Genomic DNA, 22,147 nt, shown 5'->3' with positions numbered 1-22,147 from the left:
CGACCGCGACACCGCACAGCGAGCATCTGCGCCGGGCACCGTCCGCTAACGGGTGCCCTCGGACCGGCGTGCAGCGACCGGTGCGTGGTGGCTAGGACCAGCGTCGCGTGGGCCGGCGGGTCCCGCGTCCCGCCCAGCATCCGCTGTGCCAGTGCCGCCGGTCCTCCGCACCGCCGAGCGCATCGGTCGGCCACGCGACGACATGGGGTGTTCCCGGCGCGATCTCGTGATCGCATCCCGGACACCGGTACGGCTTGGTGGCACGCGAACCCGGCACGGTGCGCACGGTGAAGCGTTCCCCGTCGGCCCCCGCGGGACCGTTCTCGGTGCGCACCGTCGCCCCGAAGTAGGTCGGGGATTCGTCGGCCGCCCCGCCGCGCTTGCGGCCGGTGCGGGATCTGTTGCGGCGCGGCACGATCAGAACAATCTGAACTCGGTGCTCTCGGTACCCCGCAGCGCCTCGTAGTCGAGCACGAGGCAGCGGATGCCGCGGTCCGTGGCCAGCGTCCGCGCCTGCGGCTTGATCTGCTGGGCCGCGAACACGCCACTGACGGGTGCGAGCAGCGGATCCCGGTTGAGCAGTTCGAGATACCGGGTGAGCTGCTCCACGCCGTCGATCTCGCCGCGGCGCTTCACCTCCACGGCGACGGTCGCTCCGTCGGCATCACGGCACAACAGGTCCACAGGGCCGATCGCCGTGGGGTATTCGCGCCGGATCAGGGTGAAGCCCGTCCCGAGGGTCTCGACGTGCTCGGCGAGAAGTTCCTGCAGGTGCGCCTCGACACCGTCCTTGATCAGACCGGGGTCGACACCGAGCTCGTGGCTCGAATCGTGGTCGATCTCTTCGAGAGTGATGCGCAGCTGCTCGCCCGCCTTGTTGGTGACGACCCACAGGGCCTCGGCGTCCTCGACGGACTCCTCCTCGAGCCAGCAGGGCGGGCTCATCCAGTTCAGAGGCTTGTAGGCACGGTCGTCGGCGTGGACACTCACCGAACCGTCGGATTTGACGAGGAGGAGACGTCGGGCCGTCGGCAGATGAGCCGTCAGGCGTCCGATGTAGTCCACACGGCAACGGGCAATCACAAGACGCACACAGCCACCCTAGAGGATCGACTCGACTAGTCTCGAACGACCATGCCCGCACGCAGTCACCGCACGGCCCCGCTCGGATCGGCCATCCTGGGAGAGCCTGCCGAACCGATCCGACGGCAACGCATCAGGATCCAGACCCTGTTGACGTTCTCCCTGATCGGTACGCATCTCGTCGGTGCCCTGATCGTGGCCGCTCTCATCAACGTCGTGATCCCGGGCCCGTCCGTACTGACCTCCGACTTCCTCGTCATCACCGCGATCCTCGCTCCTGTCTACGTGGTCTCGGCCGTCGTGGTCGGATCGGTGCTCGGTACCCGGGCGACCCTCCGCAGGCTGCGGTGGGCGCTGGAGAACCGGCCGCCCACCCTGCAGGAACAGCGGATCGCGTTGCGGATGCCCTGGCGTACCACCCTCCAGCAGGGAGCACTGTGGTTCATCGGGTTGATCCTGTTCACCGTCGGGTTCGGGGTCATCGACCCGCAGACGATCCCGAAGGTCGCGCTGACCATCACCCTGGCCGGTGTCACGGTGTGCGGATTCGCGTACATGTTCACCGATTTCGCGCTGCGCCCCATCGCGGCGCGCGCGCTCGAGGTCGGGACGCCTCGTCGCCCGCGCCTGGCCGGCACCACCGGACGCGTGATGCTCGCGTGGGCCCTGGGCAGCGCGGTGCCCGTTGTCGGTCTGCTGTTCATCGCGGTGTTCAGCTTCATCCGCCCCGTCACATCGACGCGCCTGGCGATCACGATCCTCGCCATCGGCGGACTCGGTCTGCTCACCGGCTCGCTGCTGATGTTCCTCACGATCCGGTCGACGATCGCGCCGATCGAATCGGTGCGCGCCGGGATGCAGCGCATCGCGTCGGGCGATTTCGATACCGCGGTCGTCGTCTACGACGGAACCGAATTGGGGCAGCTGCAGACGGGGTTCAACCGGATGGCCGAAGGCCTGCGCGAACGCGAGAAACTGCGCGACGTGTTCGGCCGCCATGTCGGACGGGAGGTCGCGGCTGCGGCGCTGGCCAATCCCGGTGTCCTCGGCGGTGAGGAGCGGGACGTCGCGGTGTTGTTCGTCGACATCGTCGGGTCCACCGCGTTGGCCGCAAGTCGCCCACCGACAGAGGTGGTAGCGCTGCTCAACCGCTTCTTCGCGGTCGTCGTCGAAGAGGTGCACGCGGCCGAAGGATTCGTCAACAAGTTCGAGGGCGACGCGGCGCTCGCGATCTTCGGGGCGCCGGTCGCCCTCGACAACGCCGCCGGTTCCGCGCTCGGCGCCGCGAGGAGGATGGCGCGACGTCTCGCCGAGGAAGTCCCGGAGTGTCGCGCGGGTATCGGGGTCACGGCAGGTCGTGCGGTCGCCGGGAACATCGGCGCGCAGGAACGCTTCGAGTACACCGTGATCGGCGATCCGGTCAACGAAGCAGCGAGGCTGTCGGATCTCGCGAAGACCGTTCCGGGTTACGTCGCGGCGTCGGCCCGCACCGTGCAGCTCGCCCCCGAGGACGAACGCGCACGGTGGGAACTGGGTGAGGAGATCACCCTGCGCGGTCGTTCCGAGCCGACGCGCCTGGCGATTCCGCGCGCGGACTGACGGCAGGCCTCACTCTCCCGCCAGCACCGCGTCGAGGAACTTGCGGGTGCGTTCCTCCCGGGGGCTGGTGAAGATGCGCTCGGGCGGCCCCTCCTCCACGATGCGACCCCGATCGAACATCAGCACTCGATCGGAGACGTCGCGGGCGAAGTGCATCTCGTGCGTCACGATCAGCATCGTGATGTCGGTCGTCTCGGCGATCGTCCGCAGCACGTCCAGCACATCGGCGACGAGTTCGGGGTCGAGGGCCGAGGTCACCTCGTCGAGCAGCAGGATCTCCGGATCCATCGCGAGGGCACGGGCGATCGCGACCCGCTGCTGCTGACCACCCGACAGTTGCGTGGGGTGGGCGGTCTCCTTGTCGGACAGACCGACCATCGCGAGCAGCTCCCGCGCACGGTCGCGTGCCTCGGCCTTACTGCGACCGAGGACGTGGACCGGAGCCTCGGTGAGGTTCTCCATCACGTTCATGTTGGGGAAGAGGTTGAACTGCTGGAAGACCATGCCGATGCTGCGGCGCATCGTCCTCAGGTAGCGCTCGGAGGCCGGGACGAGACGCGTCCCCTTGCGTTCGTGGCTGAGTGGTTCGCCCTTGACCCACACCACACCGTCGTCGATCTTCTCGAGGGTCATGAGCAGGCGCAGGATGGTCGTCTTGCCCGAACCGCTCGGACCGATCAACGTGACCCGTTCCCCCTGGGCGACGGTGAAGTCCAAGTGGTCGAGTACTACGTGGTCGCCGAATCTCTTGACCACGGAGTCGAAACGGATCATGGATCCATCGGAGCTGGCGGCGGGAAGCGAGTCGCCGTCGGCACCGGCTTCCTTGTGCATCTCAATAGGCAAGGCGACGCTCCAATCGGCGGACGAGCAACGACGTCGGGTAGCTGGCGATGAGGAAGATCAGGCCGGCCAGCGTGAGCGGCTCGAGGTACTGAAAGTTGCGCGCACCGAACTGCTGGGCTGCGGTCACCATCTCCACGACGGAGATCGTGAACAGGAACGGGGTGTCCTTGAACAGCGACACCGCGTAGTTGCCCAGCGCGGGCACGACACGGCGCACGGCCTGCGGCAGGATCACCGCACGCCACGTACGCATCGGCGACAACGACAGGGCGCGGCACGCCTCCCATTGTCCCTTCGGCACGGCGTCGATGCCCGCCCGGTACACCTCGGCCATGTAGGTCGAGTAGTGGATCCCCAGTACCGCGATGCCGATCTGCAGCGCACTGAACTGCGGGAGCAGGTAGTACACGAACAGGAGCTGCACCACGAGTGGTGTGAGCCGGATGAACTGGACGACGGCGGACAGCGCCGTCGCGAGCACCTTCGGCAACGAGCGGCGGGCGACGGCCACGACCAGCCCCAGCACCGCGGCGACCACGAATCCGAGGACCGTGGCCAGCAGGGTGATCCGGAATCCTTCGAGCAGTACCGGAAGCGCGTCGGCCGCGCGTTGCCAACTCCAGTCGACGGTCATGAGCGTGCCCCCACCGGCTGATCGAAGACCGGGGCGAGCCCGAAGATCTCACGGAGCGTCGGACCGGTCCCGAGTCGGCTCTTCGCACGCACCTCGAGCGCATTCATCAGCAGCGTCAGCAGATAGCCGAGCACGAAGTACAGCACCAACCCCACACCGAACGCGAAGATGGTGTCGCCACTGCCTCTACGGAGCTGCTCGATCTGGAACGTGAGATCCTGCAGGAGGATGTAACTCGCCAGTGCTGTTCCCTTGAGCAGCTGGATGAGCAGATTGGTCAACGGCGGGATCATCTCGGCCCAGGCCTGCGGGAAGACCACCCGTCGCATGCGTTGCCAGTAGCCGAAATTCAGCGCTGTCGCCGCCTCGATTTGCGGCTTCGGCACCGAGGCGATCGCACCGCGCACCACCTCCGCTCCGTAGGCGCCGTAGTTGAGCGACAGCGCGAGGATCCCGCACACGATCGATTCGAGCCGGAACCCGAATAACGGCAGAACATAGAAGAACCAGAACAGCTGCACGAGAAGCGAAGTGCCGCGGAAGAACTCGATGAACACTCTCGCGCTGCCACGCAGGACGAGGTTCTTCGCGCCTGCCGCCAGCCCGAGGGCCACTGCGAGCAGGAACGCGAAGACCGCACTCCCCAGGGTCAATTCGACGGTGACGAGCAGACCGTCGAACAGTTGGGGGAAGGAGTTCCACAGCAGTTCGATCTTCGAACCGAAATCCATTACGACGCAGCCGAGATCAGGAAACGCCCTCGCAGAGCATCTCGGTCGTCAGCCCCGGATCGGGCATCTCGGCCTCCGTGAACCCGAAGTCGCCGACGATCGAAAGGTACTTCTGCGGGTCGGACGTGATCTTCGCCAGTTCCTCGTTGTAGGCGTCGCGCAGTTCGGTGTCCTCCTTGCGGAAGACCGTCCCGCCGGCGCCCACCTGAGGTACCCCGTCGATCTCCGCGACGAACGACTCGGTGACGTCGACGGGCGCACCCTCGTTGTTCTGCTTCATCCAGTTCAAGGAGATACCCGTCAGGGCGAAGACGTCGGCGCGTCCGTTGACGACGGCATCCATCCCGTCCTGGGGAGACGCCACCTGCATCGCGTCGATGCCGAGGGCGGACGCGTAGTCGGCTTCGATCGCGCCGGTCATGACGGCCATCCGGACGCCGCTCTCGGCGATCGACTGCATGTCGGCGAGTTGTTCCGGGTTGCCCTGCGGGACCATGAGTGCGGTGGTGTAGTTGAACTCCGGCTCGCTGAACAGTGCCTGTTCGCAACGCTGCGGGAGGATCGACATGCCGGCGCTGACCACGTCGAATCGTCCGGCCTGCAGGCCGGGAATGAGCGCACCGAAGTCGGTGGCCACACCTTCGACGTTGTCGATGCCGAGGTTCTTGAAGATCTCGCGGTGCAGAGCGACGGTGGCGCCGGTGAGTTCGCCGTCCTGCATGAAGCTGTAGGGTGCCTCGCCGGCGAACCCGACGGTGACGGTGCCTTCCTGCTGGAGCCGTTCGAGGGTCGAGCCCTCGGTGTCGGTGTCGACGCTCGTACATCCTGTGATGGCCGCGCCGATGAGTCCCAGTCCCGCGATCACCGCCGTGAACTTGCCGGCGGTACCCGTAGTCGATCGATTCGTCATCGTCTCGCCCCTCCTCGTCGTCGACGAGAACGCCCCCGACAGGCGCTCACACGCCGAACCCACACGAACCGTGCGATCGTGCATGAGCGGACGTTACCGACATAAGTAGGCATAGCCTGGAACAGGGCGTGTTTGTTACGAGGTCGTGATCGGCCGGGCGCCGGCGATGGAAAAGGGGCGCACCGTACCCGAGAACCGTTCGGAGCGTGAGTACTTTCCCGTGAGATGGGATCATCCGACGGTCCGGAGAGAGCCCGGAGAACACGAAAGGGGACCCACAGTGTGGGTCCCCTTTCGGAACGGGTGTTCGGCGGTGTCCTACTCTCCCACACCCTGTCGAGTGCAGTACCATCGGCGCAGACAGGCTTAGCTTCCGGGTTCGGAATGGGACCGGGCGTTTCCCTGTCGCTATGACCGCCGTAACTCTATGAAACAATAGTCCACGCAGATTCCTCGAATCACCTGCTGCTGCAGGATTTTCGGATCTGTGTGTGTTGTTTCAGATACCGCACAGTGGACGCGTAACATCTTCGTGGTAAGTCCTCGGCCTATTAGTACCGGTCACCTCCACCCATTGCTGGGCTTCCAGTTCCGGCCTATCAACCCGGTGGTCTGCCGGGGGCCTTACCCCCTCGAGGGGGTGAGAAACCTCATCTTGGAACAGGCTTCCCGCTTAGATGCTTTCAGCGGTTATCCCTTCCGAACGTAGCCAACCAGCCATGCCCCTGGCGGGACAACTGGCACACCAGAGGTTCGTCCGTCCCGGTCCTCTCGTACTAGGGACAGCCTTCCTCAAGTTTCTAACGCGCGCGGCGGATAGAGACCGAACTGTCTCACGACGTTCTAAACCCAGCTCGCGTGCCGCTTTAATGGGCGAACAGCCCAACCCTTGGGACCTACTCCAGCCCCAGGATGCGACGAGCCGACATCGAGGTGCCAAACCATCCCGTCGATATGGACTCTTGGGGAAGATCAGCCTGTTATCCCCGGGGTACCTTTTATCCGTTGAGCGACACCGCTTCCACATGCCGGTGCCGGATCACTAGTCCCGACTTTCGTCCCTGCTCGACCTGTCAGTCTCACAGTCAAGCTCCCTTGTGCACTTGCACTCGACACCTGATTGCCAACCAGGCTGAGGGAACCTTTGGGCGCCTCCGTTACATTTTGGGAGGCAACCGCCCCAGTTAAACTACCCACCAGGCACTGTCCCTGAACCAGATCATGGTCCGAGGTTAGAGGTCCAATACGATCAGAGTGGTATTTCAACAACGACTCCACCCATACTGGCGTATGAGCTTCACAGTCTCCCACCTATCCTACACAAACCGAACCGAACACCAATACCAAGCTATAGTGAAGGTCCCGGGGTCTTTTCGTCCTGCCGCGCGTAACGAGCATCTTTACTCGTAATGCAATTTCGCCGAGTCTGTGGTCGAGACAGCAGAGAAGTCGTTACGCCATTCGTGCAGGTCGGAACTTACCCGACAAGGAATTTCGCTACCTTAGGATGGTTATAGTTACCACCGCCGTTTACTGGGGCTTAAATTCTCAGCTTCGCGGATTGCTCCGCTAACCGGTCCTCTTAACCTTCCAGCACCGGGCAGGCGTCAGTCCGTATACATCGTCTTACGACTTCGCACGGACCTGTGTTTTTAGTAAACAGTCGCTTCTCTCTGGTCTCTGCGACCACCCCCAGCTCGGACCGCAAGGGCCGTCACCGAGCGTGGTCCCCCTTCTCCCGAAGTTACGGGGGCATTTTGCCGAGTTCCTTAACCACAGTTCTCTCGATCGCCTCGGTATTCTCTACCTGACCACCTGTGTCGGTTTGGGGTACGGGCCGTGTACCAACTCACTAGAGGCTTTTCTCGGCAGCATAGGATCACTGAATTCCCCTCAACGGGTACGCATCACCTCTCAGGCTTGATGAATGGCGGATTTGCCTACCATTCGCCCTACCGGCTTACACCAGGTACTCCATCACCTGGCCCAGCTACCTTCCTGCGTCACCCCATCGCTTGACTACTACAATCAGGGTCCCGTGCAGCCATCCCCACAGTTCCCGAAGGAACAGCGGAAACTTTTGGACGGTTAGCACAACTGATTCGCCATTGGGCGCGGATACACGGGTACGGGAATATCAACCCGTTGTCCATCGACTACGCCTGTCGGCCTCGCCTTAGGTCCCGACTCACCCTGGGCGGATTAACCTGGCCCAGGAACCCTTGGTCATCCGGCGGACGAGTTTCTCACTCGTCTTTCGCTACTCATGCCTGCATTCTCACTCGCGCAGCCTCCACACCTGGATCACTCCGGCGCTTCCACGGCTGCACGACGCTCCCCTACCCACCCACACCACTGCACACGTTCCCGCAGGAACGAATGGGTGTTGTGTGAGTGCCGCGGCTTCGGCGGTGTACTTGAGCCCCGCTACATTGTCGGCGCAGAACCACTTGACCAGTGAGCTATTACGCACTCTTTCAAGGGTGGCTGCTTCTAAGCCAACCTCCTGGTTGTCTCAGCGATCCCACATCCTTTTCCACTTAGTACACGCTTAGGGGCCTTAGCCGGCGATCTGGGCTGTTTCCCTCTCGACTACGAAGCTTATCCCCCGCAGTCTCACTGCCGCGCTCTCACTCACCGGCATTCGGAGTTTGGCTGATTTCGGTAAGCTTGTGGGCCCCCTAGACCATCCAGTAGCTCTACCTCCGGTGAGAAACACGCGACGCTGCACCTAAATGCATTTCGGGGAGAACCAGCTATCACGGAGTTTGATTGGCCTTTCACCCCTACCCACAACTCATCCCCTCAGTTTTCAACCTAAGTGGGTTCGGGCCTCCACGACGTCTTACCATCGCTTCACCCTGGCCATGGGTAGATCACTCCGCTTCGGGTCTAGAACATGCCACTACATGCGCCCTATTCGGACTCGCTTTCGCTACGACTACCCCACACGGGTTAACCTCGCGACATGCCACTAACTCGCAGGCTCATTCTTCAAAAGGCACGCCATCACCCACCACGAACTGAATCGTGCATCGGCTCTGACGGATTGTAAGCGCACGGTTTCAGGTACTATTTCACTCCCCTCCCGGGGTACTTTTCACCTTTCCCTCACGGTACTAGTCCGCTATCGGTCACCAGGGAGTATTCAGGCTTATCGGGTGGTCCCGACAGATTCACACCGGATTTCACGGGCCCGGTGCTACTCGGGTACTTCTCACGAGAGCCGGCAAGTTTTCGTCTACGGGATTCTCACCCTCTACGACAGGCCGTTCCAGACCACTTCGACTAACCAACCGGTTTCTTACTCTCGCCCGTCATGACAGTGACGGGAAGAAAAGCCCCACAACCCCACGGATGCAACGCCTGCCAGCTATCACACACCCATGGTTTAGCCTCATCCGCTTTCGCTCGCCACTACTCACGGAATCACTGTTGTTTTCTCTTCCTGTGGGTACTGAGATGTTTCACTTCCCCACGTTCCCTCCACACACCCTATATATTCAGATGCGGGTAACACGACATCACTCGTGCTGGGTTTCCCCATTCGGAAATCCTCGGATCACAGCTCGGTTGACAGCTCCCCGAGGCATATCGCAGCCTCCCACGTCCTTCATCGGCTCCTGGTGCCAAGGCATCCACCGTACGCTCATAAACACTTACAACAAAGATGCTCGCGTCCACTGTGCAGTTCTCAAACAACACACAACAACCCCTACCAACGCCGGCCACACGGCCAACCGCCTTCGTAAGTCATCGTCGCTGACAAAACACTCGCGTGTTCTCTCAGGACCCAACAGTGCACCGATATAACTTTCTTCCTGCCGGCACTCGGGCCCGCAGTAATGAAGAAAATGCTTGTCAGCGTTCCACCCATGAGCTTCTGCCGTTCCACCTGCGGGAACGAAACAGTCTCTGCCCGTAAGGAAGTCACCTGTGTGACCCCTCGCCGGGAGAAATGCTCCTTAGAAAGGAGGTGATCCAGCCGCACCTTCCGGTACGGCTACCTTGTTACGACTTCGTCCCAATCGCCGATCCCACCTTCGACGGCTCCCTCCCACAAGGGGTTAGGCCACCGGCTTCGGGTGTTACCGACTTTCATGACGTGACGGGCGGTGTGTACAAGGCCCGGGAACGTATTCACCGCAGCGTTGCTGATCTGCGATTACTAGCGACTCCGACTTCACGGGGTCGAGTTGCAGACCCCGATCCGAACTGAGACCGGCTTTAAGGGATTCGCTCCACCTCACGGTATCGCAGCCCTCTGTACCGACCATTGTAGCATGTGTGAAGCCCTGGACATAAGGGGCATGATGACTTGACGTCGTCCCCACCTTCCTCCGAGTTGACCCCGGCAGTCTCCTGCGAGTCCCCACCATCACGTGCTGGCAACACAGGACAAGGGTTGCGCTCGTTGCGGGACTTAACCCAACATCTCACGACACGAGCTGACGACAGCCATGCACCACCTGTCTACCGGCCACAAGGGAAACCACATCTCTGCAGTCGTCCGGTACATGTCAAACCCAGGTAAGGTTCTTCGCGTTGCATCGAATTAATCCACATGCTCCGCCGCTTGTGCGGGCCCCCGTCAATTCCTTTGAGTTTTAGCCTTGCGGCCGTACTCCCCAGGCGGGGCGCTTAATGCGTTGGCTACGGCACGGATCCCGTGGAAGGAAACCCACACCTAGCGCCCACCGTTTACGGCGTGGACTACCAGGGTATCTAATCCTGTTCGCTACCCACGCTTTCGCTCCTCAGCGTCAGTTACTGCCCAGAGACCCGCCTTCGCCACCGGTGTTCCTCCTGATATCTGCGCATTTCACCGCTACACCAGGAATTCCAGTCTCCCCTGCAGTACTCGAGTCTGCCCGTATCGCCTGCAAGCCCGCAGTTGAGCTGCGGGATTTCACAGACGACGCGACAAACCGCCTACGAGCTCTTTACGCCCAGTAATTCCGGACAACGCTCGCACCCTACGTATTACCGCGGCTGCTGGCACGTAGTTGGCCGGTGCTTCTTCTCCCACTACCGTCACTTGCGCTTCGTCATGGGTGAAAGAGGTTTACAACCCGAAGGCCGTCATCCCTCACGCGGCGTCGCTGCATCAGGCTTGCGCCCATTGTGCAATATTCCCCACTGCTGCCTCCCGTAGGAGTCTGGGCCGTGTCTCAGTCCCAGTGTGGCCGGTCGCCCTCTCAGGCCGGCTACCCGTCGTCGCCTTGGTAGGCCATTACCCCACCAACAAGCTGATAGGCCGCGGGCTCATCCTGCACCGAAAAACTTTCCACCCCAGAACATGCATCCCGAGGTCATATCCGGTATTAGACCCAGTTTCCCAGGCTTATCCCAGAGTGCAGGGCAGATCACCCACGTGTTACTCACCCGTTCGCCACTAATCCACCCAGCAAGCTGGGCTTCATCGTTCGACTTGCATGTGTTAAGCACGCCGCCAGCGTTCGTCCTGAGCCAGGATCAAACTCTCCGTTGAAGACTCACAATCACCCCCAAAAAGGGGCAATCAGTCAAAGACAAAAGAGTCAAATCACTAGCAAAAAAACTCAAACTAGCTCAAACACTGATCATCCCAGACGGAAGAATGAGACGATCAGCAAATACCCACCCCATCGAAAATGATGGAGCGGAGTACCAAAAATATTTGGCACTGACATTCATCGGCACACTGTTGAGTTCTCAAAGAACACGCACACACCATCGCTCCCGAACCTTCCGGTTCGTTCACTCCGGGGTGACTGTCCATCAGGAGGTCTCTTCGACCTCCGGGGCCACCGACCTTACCAGAAGAATCGGGGACTCGTAACCAAGTTCAGGCGCCTTCGTCCAACCTCGTTGTCCCGTTCCTCTCGGCCCGGGTCGGTGTCCGTGTCGCTCTGACCTGGAATAAGTTACGCGAGGATCAACTCCCTGCCAAATCGCCTGGTCAGAGGTGGTAGTCCTCGAGAAAAGCCCAGGTGAATGTCTCCGAGAGGCGCCGACCGGACCGAAATCGCTTCCGGTGACGCCGGACACAGGGCCCGAACAGGGTTTCCTCCCTAGTGAGACAGGAGTCGGCCTTCCTCGACACCCACCCGCTCGATGGTTCCGCCGAGCTCCTGGAGGATCTCGACGAACCGCGGATAACCACGGTCGATGTGGTAGACGTCGTGCACTTCCGTGACCCCGTCCGCACACAGGCCGGCGAGCACCAGACCTGCGCCCGCACGAATGTCCGATGCCCACACGGGAGCACTCGACAACTGCTCCACTCCCCGCACGACCGCGTGGTGGCCGTCGGTGCGGGCGTCCGCTCCGAGACGCACCATCTCCTCGACGAACCGGAACCGTGCTTCGAAGACGTTCTCGGTGATCATCGACGTCCCGTCGGCGATGGCCGCGAGACCGATGGCCATGGGCTGCAGGTCGGTGGGGAATCCCGGATACGGCAGCGTCGCGAAGTTGACGGCACGGGGCCGCTCCTTCTGCACGACGTGGAATCCGTCTGCCAACGGCATGACTTCGGCGCCGGCACTGCGCAACTTGTCCAGCACCAACGCGAGATGCTTCGGATTGACGCCACGGACGGCGATATCGCCCCGCGTCATCACAGCTGCGATCCCCCACGTCGCCGCAACGATCCGGTCGCCGATGCACCGGTGCTCGGTGGGACGGAGGGACGAGACTCCCGAGACCCGCAGCGTCGTACTGCCCGCACCGGTGATCCGTGCCCCCATGCGGACGAGCATGTTGCACAGGTCGACGATCTCGGGTTCGCGGGCCGCGTTGTCGATGGTCGTGTCCCCCTTGGCGAGGACCGCGGCCATGAGGATGTTCTCTGTCGCTCCCACCGAAGGGAACGCCAGACGGATGGTGGCACCGTGCAGATCGTCCGCTTCCGCGACGACGCATCCGTGCTCGATCGACGAATGGGCGCCGAGCAGTCGCAGACCCGCCTGGTGCATGTCGAGCGGACGGGAGCCGATGGCGTCGCCGCCGGGCAGCGCCACGATCGCCTTGCGGCAGCGTGCAACCAGCGGGCCGAGTACGCAGACCGACGCCCGGAACTGCCGCACTGCCGCGAAGTCGGCGCGGTACTCGGGTTCGGCAGGCGTCGTGATGCGTACGGCGTCGCCTTCGAGTTCGACCTCGCAGCCGAGTCCACGCAGGACGTCGGCCATCAGGGGCACGTCGAGGATGTCGGGGCAGTTGGTGATCGTGGTGGTGCCCTCGGCGAGCAGCGCCGCAGCCATCAACTTGAGGACGCTGTTCTTGGCACCCCCGACGACGACGTCGCCGGAAAGGCGGTTCCCACCTGTGACAAGAAAGCGTTCACTCACAACGACACAGCGTAACGGGCGTGTCCGCGGGAAGAGCAGAGCCGGTACCGTGACGCGCATGGCAGTCCACCTGACACGGATCTATACGCGCACCGGAGACGACGGAACAACGGGGCTCAGCGACTTCTCGCGCGTCTCGAAGAACGATCCTCGTCTGGTCGCCTACGCCGATTGCGACGAGACCAACGCGGCGATCGGTGTGGCCCTCGCACTGGGAGCGCTCCCGGAACGGCTCATCCCGGTACTCCGACAGATTCAGAACGATCTCTTCGATGCCGGCGCGGATCTGTCGACGCCCGTGGTCGAGAACCCGAAGTACCCGCCGCTGCGGATCACCCAGCAGTACATCGACCGGCTCGAGGGCTGGTGCGACGAATTCAACGAGGAGCTGGAACCGCTCAACTCGTTCATTCTTCCGGGCGGCACGCCGGGGGCGGCTCTGTTGCACACCGCCAGGACGGTGGCACGACGTGCGGAACGGTCGGCGTGGGCGGCGGTGGACGCGGCTCACGACGACACGAACGTCCTGCCCGCGAAGTACCTGAACCGGCTCTCGGATCTGCTGTTCATCCTGGGCCGGATCGCGAACCCGGACGGCGACGTGCTGTGGAAGCCGGGAGCGGGCGCGTGAGAAAGTCCCTCTAGAGGGGGCGGCGGCGCTGCGACCGGCCGTCGGGCCTGGATTCGACCCAGGACATGAAGGCCATCAAAGCGCCGCTGTCGAGCGCGATCTCGTACGAGTCGTCGCGGTCGATCACATCGAGGATCACGATGTCCTCGGTCATGATGTCGAATTCACTGCCTTCCGGCTTCCGTCGCGAACGCACATCGATGCCCTGACGGGTCAGTCGTACGTCGGGTCCGGGCCGAAGGCTCGAAAGCTTGTAGAACGCGAGTGTCTCGTCGCCGTACCGAACGATTCCGTGCCTCCAGCCGGAACCCTCGTTCTGAGGCATCACTCGCAGAATGGCGGCGGTACCCCCGCCGCGCAGGGCAAAGAGGCGGTACAACAAAGCCGCGACGGAGACCGCGAGCAGCACCACAAGGATACTGAGAATCAGAAATCCAGGTGACACTGCTCGTCGGCTCCGTCGCGGCTTCTCGTTGTTCGACGATCAGGCTCGTTCGACAGCCCGCAGGCGGCCGCGGGCCGCTGCGATCTCCGACTCGTCACGATCTGCATCGTTCAGAGTCGACTTGGCTGCCTCGACGTCGATGTCCTCCACGCGGTCGGCGGCTTCGGCGAGCACCGTCACCGTCGTCGCGGTCACCGAGAGGAATCCGCCATGGACGGCCATGACGATCCGCTCACCGTCCGCGGTCCTGACGGACACGACGCCACCCTCGACGAGCTGGCCGAGCACGGGCTCGTGACCGGGCATGATGCCGATCTCGCCCTCGGTGGTCTGGGCGGTGACGAGAGTCGCCGATCCGGACCACACACGCTCCTCGACGGCAACGATGTCCACGCTCATCTCAGCCACGGTGGCCTACTTTCCGGCGATCTTCTTGGCTGCAGCCTCGACGTCGTCGAGTCCACCGCAGCTGTTGAACGCCTGCTCGGGCAGGTGGTCGAACTCGCCCTTGCACACGCGGTCGAAGGCCTCGATGGTGTCGGCGAGCGGCACGACCGAACCCGGCTGACCCGTGAACTTCTCGGCGACGATGAAGTTCTGGCCGAGGAACTTCTGGAGACGACGGGCACGGGCGACCGTGACCTTGTCTTCTTCGGAGAGCTCGTCCATACCGAGGATGGCGATGATGTCCTGCAGTTCCTTGTACTTCTGCAGGATGCGCTTGACCTCGTTGGCCACCCGGAAGTGGTCGGCACCGACGATGCCCGGCTCGAGGATTCGCGAGGTCGACGTCAGCGGGTCCACAGCGGGGTAGATACCCATCTGCGAGATCGGACGCGAGAGCTCGGTGGTCGCATCGAGGTGAGCGAACGTCGTGGCCGGCGCGGGGTCGGTGTAGTCGTCGGCGGGCACGTAGATCGCCTGCAGCGAGGTGATCGAGCGGCCACGCGTCGAGGTGATGCGCTCCTGGAGCTCACCCATCTCGTCCGCGAGCGTGGGCTGGTAACCCACGGCCGACGGCATACGGCCGAGGAGGGTCGAAACCTCCGAGCCGGCCTGCGTGAAGCGGAAGATGTTGTCGATGAACAGGAGCACGTCCTGTCCCTGGACGTCGCGGAAGTACTCCGCCATCGTCAGGGCCGACAGGGCGACGCGCATACGCGTGCCCGGCGGCTCGTCCATCTGGCCGAAGACGAGGGCGGTGTCCTGGAGGACGCCCATCTCTTCCATCTCGAGGTGGAGGTCGGTGCCCTCACGGGTGCGCTCACCGACGCCGGCGAACACCGACGTACCGGAGAACTCACGCGCGATACGGGTGATCATCTCCTGGATCAGAACGGTCTTGCCGACACCGGCACCACCGAACAGACCGATCTTGCCGCCCTTCACGTACGGGGTCAGCAGGTCGATGACCTTGATGCCGGTCTCGAGGATCTCGGTCTTGCCCTCGAGCTGGTCGAAGGCCGGGGGCTTGCGGTGGATGCCCCACTGCTCGCCGTCGCGTCCGGTGCCCGGCGCGTCGAGGCAGTCGCCCAGCGCGTTGAACACGTGGCCCTTGACGACGTCGCCGACGGGAACCGAGATCGGCTTGCCGGTGTCGTTGACGGGGGCGCCACGCACCAGGCCGTCGGTGGGCTGCATCGAGATCGTGCGGACCAGGTTGTCACCCAGGTGCTGCGCGACTTCGAGGGTCAGGGTCTTCGCCACGGACGGCAGAGTGACCTCTGCGTGCAGGGCGTTGAACAGCTCGGGCACGGCGCCACGCGGAAATTCCACGTCGACGACGGCGCCGATGACGCGGACGACGCGCCCGGCAAGGGCCGACGCCGCACCGGCGTTGTTGTCGGTTACTGCTGCGGTCATTGTGGTTCAGTCACTTCCTGCACTCGAGGCGAGCGCACCGGCACCGCCGACGATCTCGCTGATTTCCTGGGTGATCTGGGCCTGCCGGGCCTGGTTCGCCTGACGGCTGAGGGTGTTCACCAATTCCGTGGCATTGTCCGTCGCGGCCTTCATGGCGGTACGACGGGCTGCCGACTCGGAGGCCGCCGCGTCCAGCAGCGACGCGTAGATGCGCGTGCTGATGTACTTCGGCAGGAGAGCCTCGAGCAGAACTCCGGCCTCCGGCTCGAAGTTGTACACGGCCTGCGGTCCCTCGTTGTCCGTGGCGCGGCGTCCGTCGGTGAGCATGTCCTCGCCGAGGTCGATCTCGTCCTCGGTGATGCTCACTTCGAGCGGAGCCATTCTGCGAACCTGGGGGGTCTGGGTCAGCATCGACACGAAGCGGGTGTAGACGATGTGCAGTTCGTCGACGCCCTCGATGGTGCCCTCGCCGTTCGGTGCGGGCACCTCGGTGCCCGAACCCGCCATGAACAGCTCGACCAGGTGACGGCTCGCCTTCGCGGCGTCCGTGTAACGGGGGTCCTGCGAGAAGCCCGTCCAGGCAGCGGCCACTTCACGCTCACGGAACGTGTAGTAGCCGAGGCCCTTACCGCCCATCACGTACAGCACAGGCTCCTTGCCCTCGCTGAGGAGCAGCTGACGCAGCTCCTCGGCTTCCTTGAGGACGTTGGAGTTGTAACCGCCGGCCATACCGCGGTCGCTGGTCACGACCAGCACTGCGGCACGCTTGGGGTTCTCGCGCTCGTTGAGCAGGGGGTGATCCAACGAGGCCGACGCACTCGCCAGCTCGGAGAGCACCTTGGTGATCTCCTCGGCGTACGGCTTGGACGCTGCCACTCGGGCCTGGGCCTTCGTGATACGCGACGTCGCGATCAGTTCCTGCGCCTTGGTGATCTTCTTGGTCGAGTTGACCGACTTGATCCGCGAGCGCAGTTCGCGCAAGTTCGCCATTCGTCGATCACACTCCCTTCACTGGACGCTGGGTCATGGACTCCCCGCTCACTTGCGAACGGTGGTGCGCTTGACGGAGACCTGCTCCTGCTGGATCTCGTCGGCACCGAGGGCCTCGGCCTCTGCCTCGTTCACGACACGGCTGCCGTCGGAGGCGATGAAGCCCTCCTTGAACTTGGCGGTCGCGGCGCGGAGGGCCTCGATCGACTCGTCGGACAGGGCCTTGCCACCGGCGATCTGCTCGTAGACGCCTGCGGCGTTGCGGTGCAGATCCTCGAGGAGCTCGGTCTCGAAGCGACGCACGTCCTCGACCGGAACCGAGTCGAAGACACCTTCGCCGGCGAGGTAGATCGACACGATCTGGTCCTCGACTGCGATGGGCGCGTACTGGTCCTGCTTGAGGAGCTCGACGAGACGCTGACCGCGCTCGAGCTGAGCCTTCGACGCGGCGTCGAGGTCGGAGGCGAAGGCGGCGAAGCCTTCGAGCTCACGGAACTGCGCGAGCTCGAGACGCAGCGAACCGGAGACCTTCTTCATGCCCTTGGTCTGGGCGGCGCCACCGACTCGGGAAACCGAGATACCGACGTTGATGGCGGGGCGGACACCCTTGTTGAACAGGTCGGACTCGAGGAAGACCTGGCCGTCGGTGATGGAGATGACGTTGGTCGGGATGTAGGCCGACACGTCGTTCGCCTTGGTCTCGATGATCGGCAGGGCCGTCAGCGAGCCGCCACCGAGCTCGTCGGAGAGCTTGGCGGAGCGCTCCAGCAGACGCGAGTGCAGGTAGAAGACGTCGCCGGGGTATGCCTCGCGGCCCGGCGGACGACGCAGCAGCAGCGAGATGGCGCGGTAGGCCTCGGCCTGCTTGGTCAGGTCGTCGAACACGATGAGGACGTGCTTGCCCTGGTACATCCAGTGCTGGCCGAGGGCCGAACCGGTGTAGGGGGCGAGCCACTTGAAGCCGGCGGAGTCGGAGGCCGGAGCCGCGACGATGGTGGTGTACTCCATCGCGCCGTTCTCCTCGAGTGCCTGCTTGACACCCGCGATGGTCGAGCCCTTCTGGCCGATCGCGACGTAGATGCAGCGGACCTGCTGTTTCGGGTCGCCGGTCTCCCAGTTCGCCTTCTGATTCAGGATCGCGTCGATGCAGACGGCGGTCTTGCCCGTCTTGCGGTCGCCGATCACGAGCTGACGCTGGCCACGGCCGATCGGGGTCATCGCGTCGATGGCCTTGATGCCGGTCTGCAGCGGCTCCTCGACCGGCTGGCGCTCCAGCACGGTCGCGGCCTGCAGCTCGAGGGCGCGGGTCTCATCGGCTTCGATGTCGCCGAGGCCGTCGATCGGCTGACCGAGCGGGTTCACGACGCGACCGAGGAAGTTGTCGCTCACCGGCACCGACAGAACGTCGCCGGTCCGCTTGACTTCCTGGCCTTCCTCGATGGTCTGGAAGTCGCCCAGGATAACGGCACCGATCTCGGTGGCCTCGAGGTTGAGGGCCACGCCGAGGACGCCACCGGGGAACTCCAGCAGCTCGTTGGCCATCGCCGACGGCAGACCGCTGATGTGCGCGATGCCGTCACTGGTGTCGACGACCACGCCGACCTCCTCGCGGGAGGCCTCCGGGGAGTAGCTCGCGGTGTAATTGTCAATCGCGCTACGGATCTCGTCGGAGGAGATCGTCAGCTCCGCCATGTTCTTCCTGCTCTCGGTATCTGGTCTTCGAAAAGATCTATGTGTGTGTTCGGTAGTGGACTACGTGAGGCTCTTGCGCACTGCAGCGAGTCGACCCGCGGCACTACCGTCGATGACCTCGTCGCCCACCCGGACGACCAATCCACTGAGAAGCTCGGGATCGACCTCGACGTGAACCGTCACAGGCTTCCCGTAGATGCGGGTCAGGGTCGCGGTGAGCCGCTCCTCCTGCTTCGCATCGAGCGGTGCCGCGCTGCGGACGTGCGCGACGGCACGGTCCCGCTGGGCCGCGGCGAGCGCCGACAACTCGTCGAACGTCTCGGCCGGCGACTTGCTCAGCCGACCGACCGCGTGGACCGCCAGCGCCTCGGTGACTGCGGTGACCTTGCCGTACAGCAGGCGCGTCAGCAGATCACGCTTGGCCGAAGCCGGGGTGCTGCGATCCGAGAGCGTCTGCTCGAGCTCCGGGTCGCCTGCCACGATGCGACCGAGGCGGAACAGTTCGTCCTCGACGGTGTCGAGCTGGTCCTGGTCCGCTGCGGCCTTCAGCAGTGCCTCACGGCCGAGCTGGACGAGCGAGTCGGTCAGGTCGGACTGTGCCGACCAGTCCTGTCCCGCTGCGGCCTTGACGGTCGCGAGGGTCTGGGCCGAACCCTTGCCGCCGAAGACCTGCTCGGCCAGCCGCTCGCGAACGGCAGCCGGGGCCGAGGCGTCGGCCAGCGCGGTCCGGAGGGCGCGCTGGCTGTCGAGCGCCTCGACCACCGAGAAGAGTTCGGAACCGGCCTGAGCCGCAGCGGCAGTCGCGGCACCCGAGCCCAGGGCGGACTGCAACGCGGAACGCGTATGAGCGAGTGCCTCACGGCTTGCTGCGTACATGGTGCTCACTTTCCGGATGCAGAGTCAGCGCTGAGGGAGTCGAGTTCGTCGAGGAACCGATCGATCGAGCCGGCACGCTTCACGTCGTCCGCGAGCGCTTCGCCGAGGATCTTCTCGGCGAGATCCACGGAGCTGCGTCCGAGATCGCTACGCAGCTCGGCCACGATCTGCTGGCGCTGGGCCTGCAGCTGGTTGTGACCGGCGGCGACGATACGGTCGCTCTCCTCTTGGGCCTGCGCCTTCATGTCGGCGATGATCTGCTGGCCCTGTGCACGGGCCTCTTCACGGATCTGCGCCGCCTCGGTGCGAGCCTCGGCGAGCTGGCTACGGTACTGCTCGAGCGCGGCCGCAGCCTCCGCCTGAGCTTCCTCTGCCTTCTTGATGCCGCCTTCGATCAGCTCCGAACGCTCGTCGAGCACCTTCTGGAACATCGGAAGCACGAACTTCCAGAAGACGAATCCGACGAGGATCAGGGCGACCAGCGACCAGACGATGTCGTATGTCGCGGGGAGAAGGGGATTGGGAGTCTCCCCTTCCTCTGCCGCGAGGATCAGGATGCTGTCAGCCATTGTGATCGTCGGATCAGAAGATGAAGCCGGCGACGATGCCGATCAGCGCGAGGGCCTCGGTGAAGGCGATACCGAGGAACATCGTGGTGCGCAGCTGGCCGGCCATCTCGGGCTGACGAGCCATGCCCTCGATCGCCTTGCCGACGACGATGCCGATGCCGATGCCGGGGCCGATGGCGGCGAGGCCGTAGCCGATGGCGCCTGCACCCGAGATCGTGGTCTCCTGGGCGAGGACGTCTGCTGCCTGAAGCGCAACGCTCATTGGTGTTCCATTCCCTTTCTTGTGGCTCGGCCCCGGGAGTCGGCAACCGAGTCAGTCTTTGTGTAGATGTGGGTCGTGCCGTTCGTCGAGCTAGTGCTCTTCGGCGTGCAGGGCCAGGTCGATGTACACCGCGGTGAGCAGCGCGAAGATGTAGGCCTGCAGGACGATCACCAGGAGCTCGAAGAAGGTGAACGCGATTCCGCCGATGAGAGAACCGATGCCGAACACCTTCATGAAGCCGTCGGAATCGAAGAAGAAGAACTGCGTGGCACTGAAGAACAGCACGAGCATGATGTGACCGGCCAGCATGTTGGCCATGAGACGAATGGTCAGCGTGAACGGCCGCAGAATGAACGTCGAGACGAACTCGATCGGGATCACCAGCACGTGGAGAGCGGGCGGCAGGTTCGGGATGACGATGCTGCTCTTGACGTAGCGGAAGAATCCGTACTTCTTGATGCCCACATAGTTGAAGACGATGTAGGCGAGTGCCGCGAGCACGATCGGCATACCGATTCGTGCGTTGGACGAGATGTTGAGGAACGGGATGACCGATGTCAGGTTCAGACCGACCACCAGGAAGAAGATGGTGACGATCACCGGGAGGAACCGGCGTCCCTGTTCCTTACCGAGGATGTCCTCGGCGATGTGGATCCGGACGAAGTCGAGCATGATCTCGGCGACGTTCTGCACGCCCCGCGGCACGATCTTCGGACTCCGCAACGCGAAGAAGAAGAACAGCGCGACGATCAGGGCGACGGCGACGCGGATGAGCATCAACCGGTCCATCTCGAAGGGGGTTCCTTCGAACAGGACTGCCGGTGGGAAAAAATCAGCTAGTGACGGCGCGTGGAATTCTCCGGCTGCCAAGGTGGTGACGCTCAGCGCTCTCTCCCGTAGTCGGCCGCAGGCATGCCGTCTGCGGTTCGATCGGACATTGACGATCCAGAAGTCGACCAGGTCGGCTCGCGTATTCGCCAGTGGTCCGAACCGCGTGAACGGTCCCGCTTCCTGCCGGTGTCGGCGACTCTCGTCGACTCGGCGGCCATTTGAACACGACCGCCTACGAAGTCACAACTGCGCACCCTCTTCGAACCCGATGCGGGCAGCGTCACTCTCGTAGAACTCACCCTACCAACTGCTCTACGACAGTGCGTAGGTGGGTTACTACGTGGGGGGTTATGGACAAGCGGTGCTACTACCGATCGTCGTTGTCGGATCCGGACGACGCCTGGGGATCGACGTACAGGGCACGTTGCGAGAGCACCCCGTAGGTCTCGGCTCCCAGAACGATGACCAGGGCGAACACGATGGTGAGGACGAGCGCGTTGCGGTTGTAGAAGTCGAGCGAGTCGAGCGAGCCCATCACGACGATGGCGAGGATCAGCTTCAGCAGCCAGGTGCCGAGAAGTACGGCTCCGGCGGTCATCGCCGGCATCTTCGACGTCAGGAGAACGCCGAGTGCGGTGAAGAGGATGAACCCTCCGCCGACGGCCGCTCCGATGAGTGCACCCCACAGACCGGGCATCCCGGCGACGAGCACCGAGATCACCGACGCCACGACGGCGAGCGCGAGAAGACCGAGGGCGCCGTACCGCACGGCCGCGCGCATCGGCGCGATCGGGTCGGGCAGCGAGGGCAGGCCGTGGTCGGGTTCGGGATGATCCGGGTTCGTCACGATA

19 protein-coding genes and 3 rRNA genes are annotated in these 22,147 nt (G+C 63.6%); 2 read left to right on the top strand and 20 right to left on the bottom strand.

Annotation, left to right across the window (positions count from 1 at the left end; translation table 11 throughout):
- Positions 1-91 precede the first annotated feature (91 nt).
- Together IM25_RS14015 and nucS are read right to left on the bottom strand one after the other, a co-directional pair.
- Positions 92-415, bottom strand: a complete 324-nt coding sequence (locus IM25_RS14015) for a hypothetical protein (RefSeq protein WP_033096417.1) — start codon at positions 413-415, stop codon at positions 92-94.
- Positions 416-417: 2 nt separating this feature from the next.
- Positions 418-1,092, bottom strand: coding sequence for an endonuclease NucS (gene nucS / locus IM25_RS14010; protein ID WP_006554723.1), 675 nt, complete (start codon positions 1,090-1,092; stop codon positions 418-420).
- Positions 1,093-1,134: 42 nt separating this feature from the next.
- On the opposite strand from nucS, the gene IM25_RS14005 reads away from it, so the two are divergent.
- Positions 1,135-2,682 carry an adenylate/guanylate cyclase domain-containing protein gene (locus tag IM25_RS14005; RefSeq protein WP_033096416.1) on the top strand — a complete coding sequence of 516 codons (1,548 nt, stop codon included), beginning with the start codon at positions 1,135-1,137 and terminating at the stop codon, positions 2,680-2,682.
- Positions 2,683-2,691: 9 nt separating this feature from the next.
- Here the strand turns inward: IM25_RS14005 and ehuA are convergent, their stop codons facing one another.
- The 8 genes from ehuA to murA form a co-directional block, all read right to left on the bottom strand.
- Positions 2,692-3,456, bottom strand: a complete 765-nt coding sequence (ehuA, locus tag IM25_RS14000; RefSeq protein WP_198162578.1) for an ectoine/hydroxyectoine ABC transporter ATP-binding protein EhuA — start codon at positions 3,454-3,456, stop codon at positions 2,692-2,694.
- 61 nt (positions 3,457-3,517) lie between these two features.
- Positions 3,518-4,162: an ectoine/hydroxyectoine ABC transporter permease subunit EhuD gene (gene ehuD / locus IM25_RS13995; protein ID WP_006554720.1), complete on the bottom strand. Its 645-nt coding sequence runs from the start codon at positions 4,160-4,162 to the stop codon at positions 3,518-3,520.
- On the bottom strand, positions 4,159-4,893 hold the full coding sequence (gene ehuC / locus IM25_RS13990) for an ectoine/hydroxyectoine ABC transporter permease subunit EhuC (protein ID WP_006554719.1): 735 nt from the start codon (positions 4,891-4,893) through the stop codon (positions 4,159-4,161). Before ehuC ends, ehuD begins: the two co-directional genes overlap by 4 nt.
- A gap of 16 nt (positions 4,894-4,909) precedes the next feature.
- Positions 4,910-5,803, bottom strand: coding sequence for an ectoine/hydroxyectoine ABC transporter substrate-binding protein EhuB (gene ehuB, locus IM25_RS13985; RefSeq protein ID WP_006554718.1), 894 nt, complete (start codon positions 5,801-5,803; stop codon positions 4,910-4,912).
- A gap of 305 nt (positions 5,804-6,108) precedes the next feature.
- Positions 6,109-6,225: ribosomal RNA gene (rrf, locus tag IM25_RS13980) — 5S ribosomal RNA — on the bottom strand.
- A gap of 109 nt (positions 6,226-6,334) precedes the next feature.
- Positions 6,335-9,468 (bottom strand): 23S ribosomal RNA (locus IM25_RS13975).
- Positions 9,469-9,772: 304 nt separating this feature from the next.
- Positions 9,773-11,294: ribosomal RNA gene (locus IM25_RS13970) — 16S ribosomal RNA — on the bottom strand.
- The 16S, 23S and 5S rRNA genes sit together here, the layout of an rRNA operon.
- Positions 11,295-11,856: 562 nt before the next feature.
- The gene (murA, locus tag IM25_RS13965) at positions 11,857-13,137 is read right to left on the bottom strand and encodes a UDP-N-acetylglucosamine 1-carboxyvinyltransferase (protein ID WP_019288974.1); all 1,281 of its coding nucleotides are present in this window, start codon (positions 13,135-13,137) and stop codon (positions 11,857-11,859) included.
- Positions 13,138-13,195: 58 nt separating this feature from the next.
- On the opposite strand from murA, the gene IM25_RS13960 reads away from it, so the two are divergent.
- The gene (locus IM25_RS13960) at positions 13,196-13,768 is read left to right on the top strand and encodes a cob(I)yrinic acid a,c-diamide adenosyltransferase (protein ID WP_033097976.1); all 573 of its coding nucleotides are present in this window, start codon (positions 13,196-13,198) and stop codon (positions 13,766-13,768) included.
- Positions 13,769-13,778: 10 nt separating this feature from the next.
- Here the strand turns inward: IM25_RS13960 and IM25_RS13955 are convergent, their stop codons facing one another.
- From IM25_RS13955 to IM25_RS13910, 10 genes are all read right to left on the bottom strand, one after another.
- On the bottom strand, positions 13,779-14,177 hold the full coding sequence (locus IM25_RS13955; protein ID WP_371683106.1) for a DUF2550 domain-containing protein: 399 nt from the start codon (positions 14,175-14,177) through the stop codon (positions 13,779-13,781).
- Positions 14,178-14,252: 75 nt separating this feature from the next.
- Positions 14,253-14,621: a F0F1 ATP synthase subunit epsilon gene (locus tag IM25_RS13950; protein WP_006552597.1), complete on the bottom strand. Its 369-nt coding sequence runs from the start codon at positions 14,619-14,621 to the stop codon at positions 14,253-14,255.
- A 6-nt stretch (positions 14,622-14,627) separates the two neighbouring features.
- The gene (atpD, locus tag IM25_RS13945) at positions 14,628-16,076 is read right to left on the bottom strand and encodes a F0F1 ATP synthase subunit beta (protein ID WP_006552596.1); all 1,449 of its coding nucleotides are present in this window, start codon (positions 16,074-16,076) and stop codon (positions 14,628-14,630) included.
- A 6-nt stretch (positions 16,077-16,082) separates the two neighbouring features.
- Positions 16,083-17,066: a F0F1 ATP synthase subunit gamma gene (locus IM25_RS13940; protein ID WP_006552595.1), complete on the bottom strand. Its 984-nt coding sequence runs from the start codon at positions 17,064-17,066 to the stop codon at positions 16,083-16,085.
- A gap of 48 nt (positions 17,067-17,114) precedes the next feature.
- Positions 17,115-18,758: a F0F1 ATP synthase subunit alpha gene (gene atpA, locus IM25_RS13935; RefSeq protein WP_006552594.1), complete on the bottom strand. Its 1,644-nt coding sequence runs from the start codon at positions 18,756-18,758 to the stop codon at positions 17,115-17,117.
- A 60-nt stretch (positions 18,759-18,818) separates the two neighbouring features.
- Positions 18,819-19,634, bottom strand: coding sequence for a F0F1 ATP synthase subunit delta (locus IM25_RS13930; protein ID WP_065996527.1), 816 nt, complete (start codon positions 19,632-19,634; stop codon positions 18,819-18,821).
- Positions 19,635-19,639: 5 nt separating this feature from the next.
- Entirely contained in the window at positions 19,640-20,203 is a 564-nt protein-coding gene (locus IM25_RS13925; protein ID WP_006552592.1) for a F0F1 ATP synthase subunit B, read from the bottom strand.
- Between the two features lie 13 nt (positions 20,204-20,216).
- On the bottom strand, positions 20,217-20,465 hold the full coding sequence (locus tag IM25_RS13920; protein WP_006552591.1) for an ATP synthase F0 subunit C: 249 nt from the start codon (positions 20,463-20,465) through the stop codon (positions 20,217-20,219).
- 90 nt (positions 20,466-20,555) lie between these two features.
- On the bottom strand, positions 20,556-21,254 hold the full coding sequence (gene atpB / locus IM25_RS13915) for a F0F1 ATP synthase subunit A (RefSeq protein ID WP_006552590.1): 699 nt from the start codon (positions 21,252-21,254) through the stop codon (positions 20,556-20,558).
- Positions 21,255-21,663: 409 nt separating this feature from the next.
- A complete protein-coding gene (locus IM25_RS13910; protein WP_006552589.1) occupies positions 21,664-22,143 on the bottom strand; it encodes a hypothetical protein in 480 nt (159 codons plus the stop codon).
- Positions 22,144-22,147: the final 4 nt, after the last annotated feature.

The organism is Rhodococcus sp. p52 (genome assembly GCF_000763325.2).
GTDB classification, from domain to species: Bacteria; Actinomycetota; Actinomycetes; order Mycobacteriales; family Mycobacteriaceae; genus Rhodococcus; species Rhodococcus pyridinivorans.
Note: the sequence above shows the minus strand (reverse complement) of the source record. Positions and strands in the feature narration are given on the sequence as shown.